Genomic DNA, 16,614 nt, shown 5'->3' with positions numbered 1-16,614 from the left:
TAAATTTGTTATTTAACTCTTTTTTGAGATAAGAAAGACTTGATGACCTGCTTTTACAGTGACTTTTGGAAGCTTGATCTTCTTCTGAAAATATCCTGATATGCCTTGAACTGCCCCTTTTGTAAGATCTGCTGCGATCTGCTGCTGGGCAGATTGGGTCATCATAATATTCGTTCCTGATGTTTGACCCATATTGGCTAAGATGTCGGTCATGGCATTTTGTTCAGGAGAGTATGGAACGTTAAGTCCCAATTGTCCGTCGTTGTCATGTATATCTATTTCGACCTTTTGTACGTTCCCATTATATTCAATAGTTGATATCTTCAAAAGCAATCTTCCTCCCTGAAATTTTCCGGAGGCTTTTAATATACTTCCTTCCGGGATTTTGCTTTTTCCAAGGAGCATTGTTTCTAAAAGTCTCAAGGATATAAAGCTTTCCTGGGTTACAATTTTAGTTTCATAAATCACAGCACGAATGCTGTTTCTACTTTTAATACCGGAAGTATTTTGCTCTATATCATGAAATCTATTTTGATTCAATTCGGTTAGAAAAATGCTGTCATTCATTTCTCGATACAAACTGGAGACAAGATTTTGTGTTTCAGGCTTTGCAGTGGTTAAATGAACTTTACTTTGGTTAAGTGGTGGTTCGGTAATTTTATGTTCTTCGTTCTTTTCCTGATTAACCGGAAGAGGTAGATATTTTCCAGCCATCTGATATGATTTTTCCATCAGTTCAAGTTGTTCATTGATTCCGGTTTTTGTCGGTTCCGCGTCTTTTCGTGATGATTCATTCTTCAGTCTGTTGATTTCCTGTTTCAGCGTATTGATTTCCTGATCATCTCTACTGTAAAAAGAGCCTAAAGTCTGCTGTGCACTGTGATAACTGCTTACTGCATTCTGATCTGTAATACCTGTGTTTTTTGAATTATCAACAGAGTTTTCATTGATTCCTCTACCCATTGTGTTGTTCGCAGATCCAGGATCACTCCAATAATCAGATAGGCTGGTTAATGAATTTCTTTTTTCTCCATTTTTCTTATCCAGTAATTGTTGTTCATATGCTTTCTGCTTGTCCGACTGTAGTTTATCATCAGCCGCCTGTGGAATAGCTGAATTAATACCTGCATTTTCCATTTTCATTTTATCCTTCGGTTTAAAAATCAGATATAAACATCCCAGACAGGCAATAGACATCAAAAAATAGATGATGGGCTTCTTTATATTTTCCCATTGTAATTTTTTGTTTTCCTGTGATTCATTCTCTGCTAAAACTCCGAAACCATTTTCTATTATTTTTATATTGTTTTTTGTGGAATCATTCATTTTCTGATTTTTGTTGATGGTTAATAAGCTTAACTTCCGCTGATTCTGTCTTTACGTTCAATCCTCTCAGAACAGTACTGATATGTCCTCCAAGAGGAATGTTTTTACGACTCCCTTCTTTTAACCAATTCTGAAGGATAATACTAATGGTAAGCAGTGTATATCCTGTAAAAAATATTTTTGTTAATATCCGTTGGCGTTTTTCAGGTATTGCTTTCCAATGTTGTTCTACATTCTTTATATATTGATCAATTGCTTTATTCAACTTTTTCATAATGATTTATTTATCGGTCTACGGTTTCAACATCCTTATTTTCAACGACGTTAAATTTTTCAATGATAAATCCCTGAGGATTACTGTCTGATCGTACTGAATTAACCAATTCACAGTGGGTAATAAGGCTTCGTTTTGTAAGATTACTTGATCTGATAATGAATTGTCGAGCAAACGTTTTTACCTCATAAGGATAGCTGTTGAAATTGGCAACAACACTGTCAATCTCAATTCTTTGCTGTACATTTCCTGAGATGATCCTGTTATAGTACCCTTTTTCAGAAAGGTCTTTATAATAGTTGAAAGCAGATTGGTCAGCAAGATTGAATGCTCTTTTCATATTGCTTTCTATGGCATTTTTGTCGGGAGACATGGTAAAGAACAATTCATGAAAACGTCTTACATGTTCTCTAGCTTCCACAGGTCGGTTGATTGACATATCCTGAGAGAGTGCTACCATCAGTGATTTACCATTATCCAAAACATAAATTTTCTTTCGCTGCTCTTCTGCGAAATGGTAAGATTGATAAACAACTAAAGCAACCACACCAAAGCATAGCAGGGTAAAAACAAAGGTAAATAACCTGATTTGCTTAAAACTGTTTTCAATATTTCTTAAGATTTTAAATTCCATTGTGATGAGATTTTAATTATTTAAGTAATCTTTCAGATATATTTCCTATAGCTGAGCCTGCCGCGGCTCCCGCAATATTTCCCGATTTTTGTGCGATCTGATTTACATTGCGTGTGAAATTTCCTGCTCCGCCTGCCTGTATTATCCAGCCAGTAACGGTCGGAACCGTAAAATATCCTATGATTCCAATAATCATATAAATGATATAAACTGTGTTAGAAGTATCAGGAATAAAATTGGGATCAGCCAGTATTTCAATATCTTTTTCAATAATCAGAGATTGGATCTTAGCCAGTATCGCACTGAATATATCTGCAACCGGAAGCCATAGGTAAACACTGATATAACGAGTGAGCCACTGCGTTAATGTGCTTTGAAAACCATCCCAGACGGAGATGGCAAAAGCAATAGGTCCTAGTATAGCCAATACAATCAAAAAGAAAGTTCGTATCGTGTCAATGACAAGTGCGGCTGACTGAAATAAAATTTCCAAAAATTCACGAAATCCATCCCGAATATCTTTTTTAATAGAAAACATCTTTCTTTCAATATACATTCCCGACATCGTTATTAGGTCTGAAGGTGACCAACCCAGCTCTTCCAGCTTCTTATCAAACTCTTCATCAGAGATCAAATAAGCCATCTCGGGATTTCGTAACGTTGCCTCTCTTTCTAGCAGATCTTTTTTCTGCTGCAGCGCATTGAGATCTAAAACCTGACCTTCAAGCATTGAATGACTCCCCTGAACGATTGGACTTAATACACCATTGATACTTCCCAACACGATAGTGGAGAAAAACATGATACAGATTCCAATAGCAAAAGGCCGTAACATAGGAAACAGGTCAATCGGTTCAGCGCGGCTCAATGCCTGCCAAACTTTAATAGCCACATAGAATAATGCCCCTAATCCAGCGACGCCTTTTGCTACTGCTGCCATATCCGCACATAAAGGCATCATTTCTTCGTAAACCAAGCGCAATACTTCGTGTAAGTTATTCGTCTCCATTTTACCAGTATTTTTGATTTGAAGTTCCATACAGTTGTAAGACCCTTTCGGTATTGTTCTGTTTTTTAGCTCGTAAATAGCTTACAGAAATATTCTTGTTCGTGTAGTAGCGAACCAGATTGTGATACTCTTTGACCTCTTTGTATACTCTGTCAATTACATCCATACGTTCCTTGTCATTAAGAGACAGATTGGTTGTACTTACAATTTGTTTCAACTCTTTAAGAAGTTCTGTACTCTCTGTTAGTAGGGCAGAATATCCATTGGCAATAGCGGTAAGTTCCTGTGTATTAAAATTGGGATCATTGAGCATCTTTCCAAAATTATGAACATACATTTCGGATACATCACCTACAAGCAAGACGGTCTGCTGAACCTTTCGGGCATCCTTTATTAAATTATTGATGGCTTTAAGCTTATCATAATACTCTTTGCCTTGTTCGTACACTTTTTTAACTTCATTAAAATTTTTGACCACATTAGAGACGGTATTGGAAGTCTGCACAATTTCATTGGCAGAATTCAGAATTCCAGAGGCAAGATTCGTTGGATCGGTGACTACAAATTGTGCTTTCGCATAGGTTGTGGCACCAATAAATACTGAGATTAGTATTGTTATTATTATATTTTTCATTGTCGTAAATTGTAAATGATTAATTTTCTTTGTTCGATTTTATTCTTCTAAGAGAAATCCTCTTGATGGCATGTTCCATATTACCGTCAAGTTCTGAAGCCAGATTCATGACTTCCAATTTTTCAGTTTCTTCTGTAGTGTAAGCGAGATACTCTTCTGTGGAGACTTCTGTTGCATATACTGCTGAGTGTGTTCCTCCTAATCCGATCCAAACTTCTTTATATAACCTGCCCGAATCATTATTCATATTAATAGAAAGAACCTGTGCTTTTTCCTTATCTGTAAGACCAAGCATAGCCTGAATATCATCAAACTTGTTCATGTACTTACGCTGATCCAATAAGATCTTACAGTCAGAACTGTTGATGATACTTTCTCTAACAATCGGAGAATGAATGATATCATCGACCTCCTGCGTTACCACAATAGCTTCGCCAAAGAATTTTCTTACAGTTTTGAACAGGTATTTGATGTATTCAGCCATTCCTTCTTTAGCAATAGCTTTCCACGCCTCTTCAATCAGTATCATTTTTCGGATTCCTTTTAGCCTTCTCATTTTGTTGATAAAGCCTTCCATAATGATAATGGTGACAATCGGAAATAAAATTTTATGATCTTTTATCGCATCGATCTCAAATACGATAAATCGTTTGGATAGTAGATCAAGCTGCTGGTCCGAATTGAGGAGGTAATCATATTCACCACCTTTATAATACGGCTCTAAAACATTGAGAAAATTGGCGATATCAAAATCTTTTTCACGGACTTTCTTTTGCTCCAGAATCAACAGGTAACCGTCTTTAACATACTCATAAAAACCATTGAAAGAAGGAGTGGTCTCATTTTTTTTGATTTGCTCGATATATCCGCTTACCGCATTCGATAAGGCAACTTCTTCAGAGCGGGTAGGCGGTTCATCATCTCTTTTCCACAGGGTAAGAATCAACGTTTTAATACTTTCTCTTTTTTCTATATCAAATACGCCGTCATCGGTATAAAAAGGATTAAAGGCGATGGGATGATCTTCGGTATAGGTAAAGTAAACTCCATCTTCTCCTTTAGTTTTTCCCTTTATAAGTTCACATAAACCCTGATAAGAATTTCCGGTGTCTATCAAAAGAACATGTGCGCCCTGCTCATAATACTGTCTGACCATGTGATTGGTGAAGAATGACTTACCACTCCCTGAAGGGCCCAAAATAAATTTATTCCGGTTCGTAATAATTCCCTGCTTCATCGGAAGATCAGAGATATCCAGATGAATCGGTTTACCGGTAAGACGGTCTGCCATTTTAATTCCAAAAGGGGACGGTGAATTCTGATAATTGGTTTCCTCAGTGAAAAAACATAATGCAGGTTCGATGAAGGTATAGAAACTTTCTTCACTTGGAAAATCTCCTGCATTACCAGGCATGCCTGACCAATACAATGTTGCTACATCTGTTGTGTTATGTCTGGGCTTACATTCCATAAGTGCTAATGCACTTCCGGTATCATTTTTAAGTTGTTTGAGCTCAAAAGGATTGTCTGACCAGGACATTACGTTAAAATGCGCCCTAATGGATTGCAGACCATAAGAATGTGCCTCATTGAGATATTTTTCAATCCATTCTTTATTGATCTGATTGGCTCTGCTGTATCTGGCCAACGAATGCATATTTCTGGCAGATTTTTCAAATTTGCTTAAATTTTCATCACTGTTATCTATGAATATGTATTGATTATAAACATGATTACAGTTCAGTAAAAGTCCAACGGGAGAAGCAAAGGATAATAAACAGTCACTTCGGTCTGTGCTTAATTTTTCATATCTCATATGAGAGGATACACTCCCCGGAAGGTCATCTGTGTCAGAGAGTGTATGCATACTGATCCGATTATTACCAATCCGCATCTCTTCAGATCCCAGTGCCAAATCCTGAAGCGGAGTACCTGTTTCTCTCGATAACGTAAGATACTGATCTAACAGTCCTGATTGATTTTGAGTTCCAGTGATCTCATCTGTTGTCATTTTTTCCATATGGATGTAGCCACTGTCGTTCATAATCCTTTCGAATTGATCAACTGATTCCATGAATCTGCTGATCGTTTCTTTATCCCTTAGTTCTTTGGGAATAAGAGTTCCTTTACAAAGTGATGAAAAGTTACTTTGGCTTCTCATCCGTTCTTTACTCGTTTTGGTGATAAACAAGTAACAGTAATGATTGAGAAAAGGTCTTTCATTAAAATGACGTTCAAAAGATCTTGAAAGAAAGCTTTGGCTGTCTTGTGACAGATCAGGTTGGTAGTTTTCTTTGATGTACCAATCCTGCTTGTGAACGATACTGAAATCAGGTAATGTTTTTATGGCTTTATGCCAGGTGGAATGAATGGCTTCATATTCTGCTGATGCCACCGTAAAAAGTTCAGGTAACCTCACCTTAAAACAAATGGTGATATCTGCCTCTTTTGAGATAATGCAACTATCTTCTACTGCCAGCAATGGAAATTTACTCTCCAGGGTTGATGTTTTGGAAGTATTTCTCATGCTGCCTCTTTTTTAGAAATGATTCTGAGGATTCTGAATATGGGTTTTCGGTTAATGATGTATCGCGGATGCTTCTTCCCAGCACGTAATTTCATCAGACCATGTTCCCCATATTTCCTGTTCAGTGAAAAAGTCTGTCCTATTAAAACGCCGCTTGTTACACCTCCCATAAAAAGACAGATGTAACTGCGGACTCCTGCCATATACATGATCATTAAAAGAATAAGTATTCCGAGTGATCCTCCTGCAAAAATAAACAGGTACTGTGCTTTTAATCCTTTGAACTCTACGGTTCTTCCGATGCCGTTGTTGATGTTATATGTATTCATCAATATCTTTTTAAAGGAAGAATGAACGGAGTATAGTTGCCGCTACGATGAGGAATATACAGGCGCCAAACCAACTTGCTGCTGTTTTGCTGGTGTCAGGATCTCCACTGCTGAATTTATTGTAGACCTTGACTCCTCCAATCAATCCGACTACTGCGCCAATGGCATAGATAAGTTGGGTAGCGGGTTCAAAATAAGAAGTTACCATTTGGGTGGCCTCATTGATCCCTGCCGTACCGTTGCCTTGGGCGAGAGCTGCTGTCGTTACAAGTAAGCTTAAACTTACCATCAGTAGTTTTTCTCTTTGTTTCTCCATAACTAAAACATGAAATTTATTATTGTGATCCTGCACCTTACAGGTCTGCTGACAAAGATGTTATGGAAATAGATGGGTTCTGATAAATAGTCGTTTACAGGAGTTGTTTGGCAGTCATTGGCTTCCATTAATGAATAAAAAAATACCAACGTATTACGGTTAGTGTTTTCTTTTCCAACGATTTATTAATTAAATAAATTCTTCGATATCAAAATTGTTTAAATCATCTTTTAGGAATAAGGAAGTATGTATATCAGCTTCAGGAGGAAAGCTGTTATCTAACAGTTCTGCTATTTTTTGTGAGGCTCCCTCTATAGAGCTTTCCAATAAATTGAATAGCTCTGTACCGTGTATCTTTTGAAGTAGAGCTGTTGATGTCTCTTGCTCAGGTAAGTATACTTTATCTTTTTGCAGGAGTATCTTCGCAGCATTAAATTCTTCACCGGTAATCCCTTGTGCTAAACTGTGGTCCGAACGTGAAACTCTCTGTTTTTTAAATTCTTCTTCCTCCGCATTAAAATCAAGTTGGGTATTGGATGTATTTTCTTGTTTTTCATTAATATTTTGAATGTTATTTTGATCGGATTCCACATTTGTACTGTCAGAATTAATAGTTGGCTTATGAATCTGTGTTTCGATAAAATTCTTCTCTTTTGACAAGCTTATTACAGATTTAGGATGACCCAGCATGTGGGTATCCAGATTGAGTTTTTCCTTTGGCATTTTTTGTTTCGAATTTTTTTTGAAAATCTTATCATGCAAAAGCAATGCAATGACAATCAGAAGACATAAGAAGATGATCGTTTCCATAGCTATAAAATTGGTTTGTATTTATCATTAAAACTTTTGATGATCTGATCCCCAAATTCTTGAAAGTGATAGGAGAGTAAATTGTCTAAATAAGCATAAATAGTGAACTTATCCTCACCAATAACCTGTACTATGCGAGATAGCTTTTCATGGAAATCGGGTCTTATATAAACGGTCTTACCATCACGGGCATTGGTATCTGTTTTTCTTAAAAAAGTGCTTTCGTAATCTATTTCAATGGTTCTTTTTACTTTGCTCTTTTCTTTAGGAATAAGTTTTCCCTGCGGTACGGTTTCAAACTTAGATTTTTCATTTTCTACGATATGTACTGGCTGAATCTCTAAACCTTCTTTTTTAACGCCGTCAACCATCAGATTCATCATCAGTTCTTCATCGATATCGGGTGTTATTTTTTTAGTAGTATTTTTCTCCATATCGCTATAATTGAATGATTTTTAAAAATTCATTGATAAAAAGATCCAGCTGACTGGCTTTCATCAAACGCTCATCTGGAGGGAGTAGTGTAGAACGGAAGACCACTTTACTATTCACCTCACTTTCTTTACGGAAACGACTGCTGTTCTTGACCTGGCTTTGCATCAGGTTTAAGCCCAAATGTTTAATAAGTTGATCATAGGTTTTATACAAAGGAGTTGTTTCTCGTCCGTCAACCTGATTCCAAAAGAGATGGATTGTTTCTATAGAAGTTCCTCCTTTTTTCATGATAACATCTTGGAGCAGCTGTGTGAAAATCAATGTACTCTCCATGACCAGGCGGTCTGCTGTGATTGGAGTGAAAATATGATGCATGGCTGCTAAGGTATTCAGAATGCCTGGAGTATTCACAGTTCCCGGCAGATCAAAGAAAATGATATCGATAGGCATAGAGGAGTTGTTTATAAATTCTTGAGCGGCATCCAGTACACTCTCAGCCTTACCTTGAATAATGGGGTATGCTTTTTTGTTGATGGTGGTAAATTGTTTATAAGCAAGCTTTTTGAAATTTTCATTTTCCATTACCGTTACAAGATCACGGGACCTCATTTTTATTAAGCTATGTTGTGGAAAATCGACATCGAATACGGCAATATTATACCCAAGGCGATAATGTAAGATACTTCCTATTAAAGTTGTAAATGTACTTTTTCCGACACCTCCTTTTTGGGAAGAAAAAGCAATAAATTTTGTGCTGTGTTGTGAATTCATATTTTCAATATTTTTAATTATGTATGTATTGATGTATAACTTCAGTTATATTTTATCTCATGTATATTGGTAGTATCTTAAAGGTATACATATGTACAAAGCTTTCTATACAGTTGCATATATAAGGAGAGCTTTAAGCAGGTAAGTACTTATTGTACCATTGTACTGATGGATGTACATACATTCGTTCATATAGAACTATCTGCTCAGAGATCTCCATTTCAATAGGTATCTGTCCCTATTCTTCTGCATGGAGGTCTATGTAAATATTTACATGCCTAACTAATTATATCCCTGTACAATCCTGTAAAGACAAAGAAATGGAGATTGATAGGTACTTTTATAATGTGGGCAGATCTTGTCATCGAAAGGAAGTGTTTGGCAGATTGTTATACTACAATCAAAACATCATGAGATTTTACTTTGTAAGATGTTTTGACTGAAGAAGGTTTTATAAATTTTTTCAATGCTAATGAATAAAATGTCAATTGCTTTTGGTTGTTTTTGTTTCGTTATTTACTCAGTCAATAAGTGCTTTATTTGGTGTTCATAGGAACACGGCAAGTTGTGTTTTGAGTGCCTCATAACTGTTTTTTTGTACCTCAAAACAACTTGCCCTACCGGGGGGCAAACACTCTCCGAAGTCGAGGTTTGTTAACGTATTTAAAATGGATATAATGGATAAGAAAGATCATCATTACAGAAATAGAGGGGGACGAAAACCTAAAATAAATCCCAGCATCTATCGTCATGTTTTTAGATTGACCAACGAGGAAAATATAAAAATGATGAAGCTTTTTGAAGCATCTGGCTTTACAAACAAAGCAAAGTTTATTGTTTCCGCATTATTTTCCCGTGAGATAAGAACAGTCAAAATTGATAAAGGCTCTATGGATTTTTACATGAGATTAACTTCTTTATATACTCAGTTTAGGGCTGTGGGAGTCAATTATAATCAAGTGGTGAAAGTATTATACACCAATTATTCTGAACAGAAAGCGACTGCACTACTCAATACACTGGCAAAACAGACCGTAGAAATGACTGGTTTATGTCAAAAAATCATAAAGCTTACAGAAGAATTTGAACTGCAGTATCTGAAAAAATAGAGTGTGTTATGATTGCAAAAATTGGAAGGGGAAGTAATTTGTATGGAGCATTGGCATATAATAATGTCAAAATTGAACGAGGGAGCGGAATGATTTTACTTACAAACAGAATGATTGAAACTCCTAACAGGAAGTATACGGTTTCTCAATTAACAGAATCGTTTGAATCTTATCTTGTTGCGAACCGAAATACAGAGAAGCATACCGTACATATTTCGCTTAACCCTGATCCTAAAGATAAGGTAAGTGATGATCAATTCAGAGAAATGGCGGAAGATTATATGCAGGAAATGGGGTATGGAGAGCAACCTTTTGTGGTTTTCAAGCATACGGATATCGATCGTATTCATATCCATATCGTATCTGTGTGTGTGGACGAAGAAGGCAGAAAGATCTCGGATACATTTGAAAAAAGAAGGTCTATGAATCTTTGTCGAAAGATAGAAAAAAAGTATAGCTTGATCCCTGCTACGGAAAAAGAGCAACGTCGGAATGAAAAGATTTTTCGTCCCGTAGAATATGCCTCTGGTGATGTGAAAAGTCAGATTGCTTCTGTTATTCGTTATTTACCCAGTTATTATAAGTTTCGATCTTTGGGTGAATACAATGCGCTTCTTTCTCTATTCAATATTGCTGCTGAAAAGACAGAAGGTGAATTAAGCGGAAAGATGAAAAGCGGATTGTTGTATTTTCCACTCAACTCAAAAGGAGAGCGCATGGGGCATTCTTTCAAAGCATCTTTATTTGGTAAAAACTCAGGGCTGGCGGCTTTGGAGGATTATTTTACTAAATGCAAAGAAACCTTAAAAAATGATGCATCAAAACTAAGTCTTAGTACAGCTATTTTAAATACGATAAGATCTACCAATAATGAAAAGGATTTTAAAAATATATTAACGAAGCAAGGCATTAATACTGTAATCCGCAGAAATAATAATGGACATCGATACGGAATCACATTTGTTGACCATCATTCTAAAACAGTGTGGAATGGTTCGCATTTGGGAAAAGAGTTTTCTATCAATTCCTTTAATGAAAGATGGACTCAAAAAATAGGGGCGGATGTAAAACAGACCGTTGATCAAAAGACGGAAATTCTAAATGTTGAAGATTATAAGGATTCTTTATTGGATAGTATCCATCCTTTGTTTAGTTTTTTAGACAGCCCGCAAAGTAATCATCAGGATATGAGTGGAATTATTGATGGAGTAGGCGGGCTATTCTATCTGAATCAAAATGAAGATGATCAGGAATTGCAATTTGCGTCTCGGATGAAAAAAAGAAGGAAACGAAATCTTTAAAAAAGAATTACAACAGATACAGTCTGTTTATTTTCTTTTGCTAAGATATTGTGCTGTAAGCCAAATGTATCCATCTGAAAGCCAATGTCTCCTGTTTTCTTCTCGAAGGAATAGCAAAATTTATATTCACTCCCGATTTTAAATAATAAGAAATGCAGGGAGAAGATGACTTAAGAGGTTTAGCAAAGATTATGGCCTTCATGAGAGCAGTGAGCATACTCATTCTTTTGATGCATCTATACTGGTATTGTTATGGTTTTTTTATGGAAAGAGGATGGACGCTCGAGATTATAAATACCATATTGTACAATTTCCAAAAAACAGCAAAACTATTTTCCCATCCCCTCTATACCAAAATATTTGCACTGGTATTGCTTGCCTTGAGCTGTCTGGGAACAAAAGGGGTAAAAAATGAGAAGATTATCTGGTCTAACATTAATCTTGCTTTAATCGTAGGGTTTATACTTTACTTTTTTAATACCCCTCTATTTCAATTATCTTCATCTATCGGTACTTTCTTATATATGCTGACGTTGGGCATAGGATATATTATTCTTCTTATGGCGGGCTTATGGATGAGTAGGCTGCTATCCCATAATCTGATGGATGATGTTTTTAATCATGAGAATGAAAGTTTTTTGCAGGAAACCCAATTGATGGAAAATGAATATTCAGTCAACCTTCCCACTCGGTTTTATTATAAAGGAAAGTGGAATAATGGCTGGATTAATATTGTAAATCCATTTCGGGCAACCATTGTATTGGGAACTCCCGGATCAGGAAAATCATATGCGATTATTAATAATTACATCAAACAGCAGATTGAAAAAGGTTTTTCTATGTATATCTATGATTTTAAATTTGATGATCTTTCTACCATTGCCTATAACCATTTGCTAAAAAATCACAATGCGTATAAAGTAAAACCTACATTCTACATCATCAATTTTGATGACCCCAGAAAAAGTCACCGATGTAATCCCTTAAATCCTGATTTTATGACGGATATTTCTGATGCCTATGAAGCAGCCTATACCATTATGCTGAATCTGAACAGAAGCTGGATTCAAAAACAGGGAGATTTCTTTGTTGAATCTCCAATTATCCTGTTGGCAGCTATTATTTGGTTTTTAAAGATATATGACGGTGGTACCTATTGTACTTTTCCTCATGCTATAGAATTGCTTAACAAAAAATATTCTGATGTGTTTACGATCCTAACGTCCTACCCTGAATTAGAAAATTACCTGTCTCCTTTTATGGATGCCTGGCAGGGAGGAGCGCAAGATCAATTGCAAGGTCAGATTGCTTCAGCAAAAATACCTTTGTCAAGAATGATTTCACCCCAGCTATACTGGGTGATGACAGGTGATGATTTTTCATTGGATATTAATAACCCTAATGAACCTAAGATACTCTGTGTGGGAAATAATCCTGACCGGCAAAATATTTATTCTGCGGCATTGGGTCTTTATAATTCCAGGATTGTAAAACTTATTAATAAAAAAGGGCAATTGAAGAGTTCGGTGATCATCGATGAGCTGCCTACTATTTATTTTAGAGGGCTGGATCATCTTATTGCCACAGCAAGAAGTAATAAAGTAGCGGTTTGTTTAGGCTTTCAGGACTTTTCGCAATTAACCCGTGATTATGGAGACAAGGAAAGTAAAGTGATACAAAATACGGTAGGTAATATTTTCAGTGGTCAGGTCGTTGGAGAGACGGCTAAAAATCTTTCCGAACGTTTTGGGAAGGTTTTGCAGAAACGCCAAAGTATGACCATCAACAGAAATGATAAATCAACTTCAATTTCTACGCAATTAGACAGTCTTATTCCGGCCTCTAAGATTTCGACATTGACTCAGGGAATCTTCGTAGGGGCGGTGTCTGATAATTACAATGAACGCATAGAACAGAAAATGTTTCATGCTGAAATTGTCGTAGATAATGAAAAGGTGCATGCTGAAACCATGAACTATCAGAAGATTCCAGATGTTGTCTCATTTGTAAATGAAGAAGGTGAGGATACTATGAAACATCAAATTGATATCCAATATAAAAAAATAAAAAGTGATGTTGTGGCTATTATTGAAAAGGAGTTGAAGCGTATTGAGAATGATCCTGATTTGCAACATTTGATTACTAAAAAGTAAGCTAAATAATTCTGCGTTCTTACTAGAATTTAAACTTAGCAGAAAAATATGTTTATAAAAAGTGCTATCCAAATAGATGCTATGCTACAAAGCATAGCATCTATTACCATAAAAGTTACATCACGATTGTATTAATTAAATATGTAAAATACTAAAGTATTGATATGGTATTCAGAAATTTGTAGTATTCTTTTCTATTTTTTATTAGCTGATAGAATTATATTGTTTTACAAGCTAATCCGCCCTTTACATACTCATTAGACAGTTAATATTTTATTAGAAACTGCGATGAAGTTTCAATCTTGTTTTATCGATAAATATCTACATTATTGTCGATATATATCGATGCGTATTCTACGTGATTTGATAGTAAAATATCGGTACTTTGCGCCATTAAAATTTTAACGAAAATTGTGTTTTTAGTTAATAAAATAATCAATAATACTCTGTCAGGTAATTATTGGTGTTAAAAAATACAAATAGTAGAATTTAAATCATAGAATTATTCGGATTCTAAGAACATAGATGAACACTTTATTAGCCTCTTAAATTTCTTTAGATCCCAAAAAAACATAAGAATACCAGAGGCTATTTTTAATCTTAATTTATACTCTAACAATAATAAACTAAAAATGAAAAAAATATTCTTTTTATTAATTTTTTCAGCTTATGCAACTACCTTCGCTCAAGTTGGTATTAATACTGCTAATCCAAAAAATATGCTGCATATTGTAGCTAATGGAACTAATGATCCCTTGAGAGTTGAAGGCGTAAAGGCGGGATCTGGAGCTTATTTATTGATTGATTCAAATGGAGTGATAAAATCATCAACTGACAGAAGTAATCTTACCTTTGTCTTACCTTCTGTAAGTAACAGCACTGGATTGCTTCTTACACAAACAGGACAAACAGGTTCAACTACGTATAACGAAAATAGCGTTCCGGCAAGTAGTATTACACCAGGAAATGGGAGTTGGATAAAGATATCGGGATTACAATCAACTTTGAATATTATTCAGCCAAGTAATACGATTAATATTTCAGTAGAAGGGATGGTTCAATATGATTCAGCTGCAGCAATGACAGGTGATATGACTATTTCCTATGCTATAGGAATATTTTTAGACGGAAAGTTAATTGCCACCAGAATGTTTGCTATATCAGGAAATGGTTTTTCAGGTACTACTGATAAATGGTCTGTTTTAGGACAATCATCAAATCTATCAGTTGGAGCTCATACAATAGAAATATATGCCACAAGAAGAAATACCGCAGGAAGTGCATCTGCAGATTTAGCAATAGCTAGACCTGCACCATCAGTAAGTTCTTTAAATCAATTTATGGCTAAAGGTGTTTTACAGATTAATGGGGTTTATCAATAGGGATGAGTACTTCATCCTAATTCCTATTATTCTATTACATACCTCTTATTAGTGATGTGTAAAAAATTGAGGATCTACTCTAATTGATATTGTCAGCTAGATTTTGAGTACAAAATATTATTTATCTTATCATTATGTTTTTTATAGAACTTTTTTTGACTATTAGCTGCTTTTTTATTAAATTAGTGAATCACTAACAAACTATTTAACTATGAAAAATTTAAAAAAACTTTCTCGTTTTGAATTAAGATCTTTAAACGGAGGAATTGTTAACTGTTCTAATATTCCACCTAAAGATTGTCCTTGTAATCCACATACATCGTATAAATGCAATGGAGTATGTATTCCATTAGGACAAGCATGCAGCAATGGTCCTATTCTCATTGATTAAGAGTTTCCATGCTCATCCTTTATGGTATGTAAAGTTCTGTTATTTTTGAGAACTATAGTGATGAGCGTAAACAAAATCGATATTGAGGCTACTTAAATAGTAGCCTCAATTATTTTCATAATAAGACTGCAGATACAATGATGATGTAGAAAATATGAAACCCTCTTTTAAGGAGGTTACAAAAACATATAATAGATTGCATTTAAGGAAAATTAAAAATCAGAAAAAACATTTATGAAAAAGATAACTGATAATAAAAAAATTATACAACAATCTAAGAGAAAGATTTACCATTTAAACGTTCATAAGAAATCATTGTCATTCTACATCAGTAGGTATTGTGACTTAAATCATATGACGGGTTAAAACTTGTTTCTATATTACAATTCTATTCAAAGGATGAGGTTTAAAGCTGTTTATTTTATTCAAACGTAATCAGAATTTCTTAATCTTTAAAATTTACAGATTATGATCATTAAAGAAAGATTGCTGAAAACTCATGGGGCTCATCTGATAACCTTAGAAAAAGGTGAATATTTACTTCGTCCTGAAACATATGCCCAATATTATTATCAAATCAAAAGGGGCAGTTTAAAAATTGCAAGTGACAAAATTGGCAGTAATGAATTTATACATCAGATTCTAGGCAGGGGAGAGCCCGTTGGGGAAACTTATCTATGTGCGGAAACTTTCTATACTATTAATGCAATAGCTTTAAGTAGCATGGATATATATGCAATAAGTAGAGAAAAATTTTTTGAGCTGTTAGAAAAAAATCCTGAAATAATAATCAAACTTTACCAGTTTACTTCTCTATATATAAATCATCAACGTAAGCTTATAAATTTAATGGCATATGGTGATCCTCGTAGTAAAATTATTGCGGTGATTAGTTATCTCAAAAGCGTTGAAGAACTGCTTGAACCTTTTGATTATGAGGTACCTTACACCAGAAAGCAATTAGCTTCTTTAACTGGTTTAAGAACGGAGACAGTTATTCGAACAGTCAAATTATTAGAGAAGGAAAATTTTGTAAAAATCGTAGATGGTAAAATTTTTGGTTAGATAAGAGAGAGTTTGTAGATCAGGTAATTCGCTTCATATTTATTACTAATTGTTGTTTCTTTTTATAAAATATTAATGATTTAACTTCTATATTTAATATGCAGTAAAGGTTTAATTTAATAAGTAATTTTAAAAGTATTTACCAATA

General features: G+C 35.0%; 17 protein-coding genes. 6 read left to right on the top strand and 11 right to left on the bottom strand.

Annotation, left to right across the window (positions count from 1 at the left end; genetic code table 11):
* Positions 1–12: 12 nt before the first annotated feature.
* From traM to AMQ68_RS05200, 11 genes are all read right to left on the bottom strand, one after another.
* On the bottom strand, positions 13–1,326 hold the full coding sequence (traM, locus tag AMQ68_RS05250; RefSeq protein ID WP_054509534.1) for a conjugative transposon protein TraM: 1,314 nt from the start codon (positions 1,324–1,326) through the stop codon (positions 13–15).
* A complete protein-coding gene (locus tag AMQ68_RS05245; protein ID WP_054509533.1) occupies positions 1,319–1,600 on the bottom strand; it encodes a hypothetical protein in 282 nt (93 codons plus the stop codon). The genes traM and AMQ68_RS05245 overlap by 8 nt, the downstream gene beginning before the upstream one ends.
* A 10-nt stretch (positions 1,601–1,610) precedes the next feature.
* Entirely contained in the window at positions 1,611–2,234 is a 624-nt protein-coding gene (gene traK, locus AMQ68_RS05240) for a conjugative transposon protein TraK (RefSeq protein ID WP_054509532.1), read from the bottom strand.
* Between the two features lie 16 nt (positions 2,235–2,250).
* The gene (gene traJ, locus AMQ68_RS05235; RefSeq protein ID WP_054510027.1) at positions 2,251–3,243 is read right to left on the bottom strand and encodes a conjugative transposon protein TraJ; all 993 of its coding nucleotides are present in this window, start codon (positions 3,241–3,243) and stop codon (positions 2,251–2,253) included.
* A gap of 1 nt (position 3,244) precedes the next feature.
* Positions 3,245–3,877, bottom strand: coding sequence for a DUF4141 domain-containing protein (locus AMQ68_RS05230; protein ID WP_054509531.1), 633 nt, complete (start codon positions 3,875–3,877; stop codon positions 3,245–3,247).
* 19 nt (positions 3,878–3,896) lie between these two features.
* Entirely contained in the window at positions 3,897–6,404 is a 2,508-nt protein-coding gene (locus AMQ68_RS05225; RefSeq protein WP_054509530.1) for a TraG family conjugative transposon ATPase, read from the bottom strand.
* Positions 6,401–6,733, bottom strand: a complete 333-nt coding sequence (locus AMQ68_RS05220; RefSeq protein WP_054509529.1) for a DUF4133 domain-containing protein — start codon at positions 6,731–6,733, stop codon at positions 6,401–6,403. Before AMQ68_RS05220 ends, AMQ68_RS05225 begins: the two co-directional genes overlap by 4 nt.
* 10 nt (positions 6,734–6,743) lie before the next feature.
* Positions 6,744–7,049 (bottom strand): DUF4134 domain-containing protein, encoded by a 306-nt coding sequence (locus AMQ68_RS05215; RefSeq protein WP_054510026.1) that lies wholly within the window; start codon positions 7,047–7,049, stop codon positions 6,744–6,746.
* A gap of 189 nt (positions 7,050–7,238) precedes the next feature.
* Positions 7,239–7,859 (bottom strand): hypothetical protein, encoded by a 621-nt coding sequence (locus AMQ68_RS05210; RefSeq protein WP_054509528.1) that lies wholly within the window; start codon positions 7,857–7,859, stop codon positions 7,239–7,241.
* A gap of 2 nt (positions 7,860–7,861) precedes the next feature.
* On the bottom strand, positions 7,862–8,293 hold the full coding sequence (locus AMQ68_RS05205) for a DUF3408 domain-containing protein (protein ID WP_054509527.1): 432 nt from the start codon (positions 8,291–8,293) through the stop codon (positions 7,862–7,864).
* A 4-nt stretch (positions 8,294–8,297) separates the two neighbouring features.
* Complete coding sequence (locus tag AMQ68_RS05200; RefSeq protein ID WP_054509526.1) at positions 8,298–9,065, bottom strand: ParA family protein; 768 nt, start codon at positions 9,063–9,065, stop codon at positions 8,298–8,300.
* 677 nt (positions 9,066–9,742) lie between these two features.
* Between AMQ68_RS05200 and mobA the strand changes: the two genes are divergently transcribed.
* The 6 genes from mobA (at position 9,743) to AMQ68_RS05175 (ending at position 16,466) form a co-directional block, all read left to right on the top strand.
* Complete coding sequence (mobA, locus tag AMQ68_RS05195; protein ID WP_054510025.1) at positions 9,743–10,174, top strand: conjugal transfer protein MobA; 432 nt, start codon at positions 9,743–9,745, stop codon at positions 10,172–10,174.
* Between the two features lie 8 nt (positions 10,175–10,182).
* Positions 10,183–11,475, top strand: a complete 1,293-nt coding sequence (gene mobB / locus AMQ68_RS05190) for a conjugal transfer protein MobB (RefSeq protein WP_054509525.1) — start codon at positions 10,183–10,185, stop codon at positions 11,473–11,475.
* A gap of 152 nt (positions 11,476–11,627) precedes the next feature.
* Positions 11,628–13,628, top strand: a complete 2,001-nt coding sequence (gene mobC, locus AMQ68_RS05185; protein WP_054509524.1) for a conjugal transfer protein MobC — start codon at positions 11,628–11,630, stop codon at positions 13,626–13,628.
* Between the two features lie 719 nt (positions 13,629–14,347).
* Positions 14,348–15,010 (top strand): hypothetical protein, encoded by a 663-nt coding sequence (locus tag AMQ68_RS05180; RefSeq protein ID WP_123905617.1) that lies wholly within the window; start codon positions 14,348–14,350, stop codon positions 15,008–15,010.
* Positions 15,011–15,221: 211 nt separating this feature from the next.
* A complete protein-coding gene (locus tag AMQ68_RS25275) occupies positions 15,222–15,401 on the top strand; it encodes a hypothetical protein (protein ID WP_160317976.1) in 180 nt (59 codons plus the stop codon).
* A 468-nt stretch (positions 15,402–15,869) separates the two neighbouring features.
* Positions 15,870–16,466, top strand: coding sequence for a Crp/Fnr family transcriptional regulator (locus AMQ68_RS05175; RefSeq protein ID WP_054509522.1), 597 nt, complete (start codon positions 15,870–15,872; stop codon positions 16,464–16,466).
* Positions 16,467–16,614: the final 148 nt, after the last annotated feature.

This window comes from Chryseobacterium sp. ERMR1:04 (assembly GCF_001297705.1).
Classification (GTDB): domain Bacteria; phylum Bacteroidota; class Bacteroidia; order Flavobacteriales; family Weeksellaceae; genus Chryseobacterium.
Note: the sequence above shows the minus strand (reverse complement) of the source record. Positions and strands in the feature narration are given on the sequence as shown.

Excerpts from the sequence above, each read along its gene's own strand:
- mobA (WP_054510025.1), top strand. The coding sequence starts at position 9,743 with ATGGATAAGAAAGATCATCATTACAGAAATAGAGGGGGACGAAAACCT.
- AMQ68_RS05205 (WP_054509527.1), bottom strand. The coding sequence starts at position 8,293 with ATGGAGAAAAATACTACTAAAAAAATAACACCCGATATCGATGAAGAA.
- AMQ68_RS05180 (WP_123905617.1), top strand. The coding sequence starts at position 14,348 with ATGCTGCATATTGTAGCTAATGGAACTAATGATCCCTTGAGAGTTGAA.
- traJ (WP_054510027.1), bottom strand. The coding sequence starts at position 3,243 with ATGGAGACGAATAACTTACACGAAGTATTGCGCTTGGTTTACGAAGAA.
- AMQ68_RS05175 (WP_054509522.1), top strand. The coding sequence starts at position 15,870 with ATGATCATTAAAGAAAGATTGCTGAAAACTCATGGGGCTCATCTGATA.
- AMQ68_RS05225 (WP_054509530.1), bottom strand. The coding sequence starts at position 6,404 with ATGAGAAATACTTCCAAAACATCAACCCTGGAGAGTAAATTTCCATTG.
- traM (WP_054509534.1), bottom strand. The coding sequence starts at position 1,326 with ATGAATGATTCCACAAAAAACAATATAAAAATAATAGAAAATGGTTTC.
- AMQ68_RS25275 (WP_160317976.1), top strand. The coding sequence starts at position 15,222 with ATGAAAAATTTAAAAAAACTTTCTCGTTTTGAATTAAGATCTTTAAAC.
- AMQ68_RS05245 (WP_054509533.1), bottom strand. The coding sequence starts at position 1,600 with ATGAAAAAGTTGAATAAAGCAATTGATCAATATATAAAGAATGTAGAA.
- mobC (WP_054509524.1), top strand. The coding sequence starts at position 11,628 with ATGCAGGGAGAAGATGACTTAAGAGGTTTAGCAAAGATTATGGCCTTC.
- traK (WP_054509532.1), bottom strand. The coding sequence starts at position 2,234 with ATGGAATTTAAAATCTTAAGAAATATTGAAAACAGTTTTAAGCAAATC.
- mobB (WP_054509525.1), top strand. The coding sequence starts at position 10,183 with ATGATTGCAAAAATTGGAAGGGGAAGTAATTTGTATGGAGCATTGGCA.
- AMQ68_RS05200 (WP_054509526.1), bottom strand. The coding sequence starts at position 9,065 with ATGAATTCACAACACAGCACAAAATTTATTGCTTTTTCTTCCCAAAAA.
- AMQ68_RS05210 (WP_054509528.1), bottom strand. The coding sequence starts at position 7,859 with ATGGAAACGATCATCTTCTTATGTCTTCTGATTGTCATTGCATTGCTT.
- AMQ68_RS05215 (WP_054510026.1), bottom strand. The coding sequence starts at position 7,049 with ATGGAGAAACAAAGAGAAAAACTACTGATGGTAAGTTTAAGCTTACTT.
- AMQ68_RS05220 (WP_054509529.1), bottom strand. The coding sequence starts at position 6,733 with ATGAATACATATAACATCAACAACGGCATCGGAAGAACCGTAGAGTTC.
- AMQ68_RS05230 (WP_054509531.1), bottom strand. The coding sequence starts at position 3,877 with ATGAAAAATATAATAATAACAATACTAATCTCAGTATTTATTGGTGCC.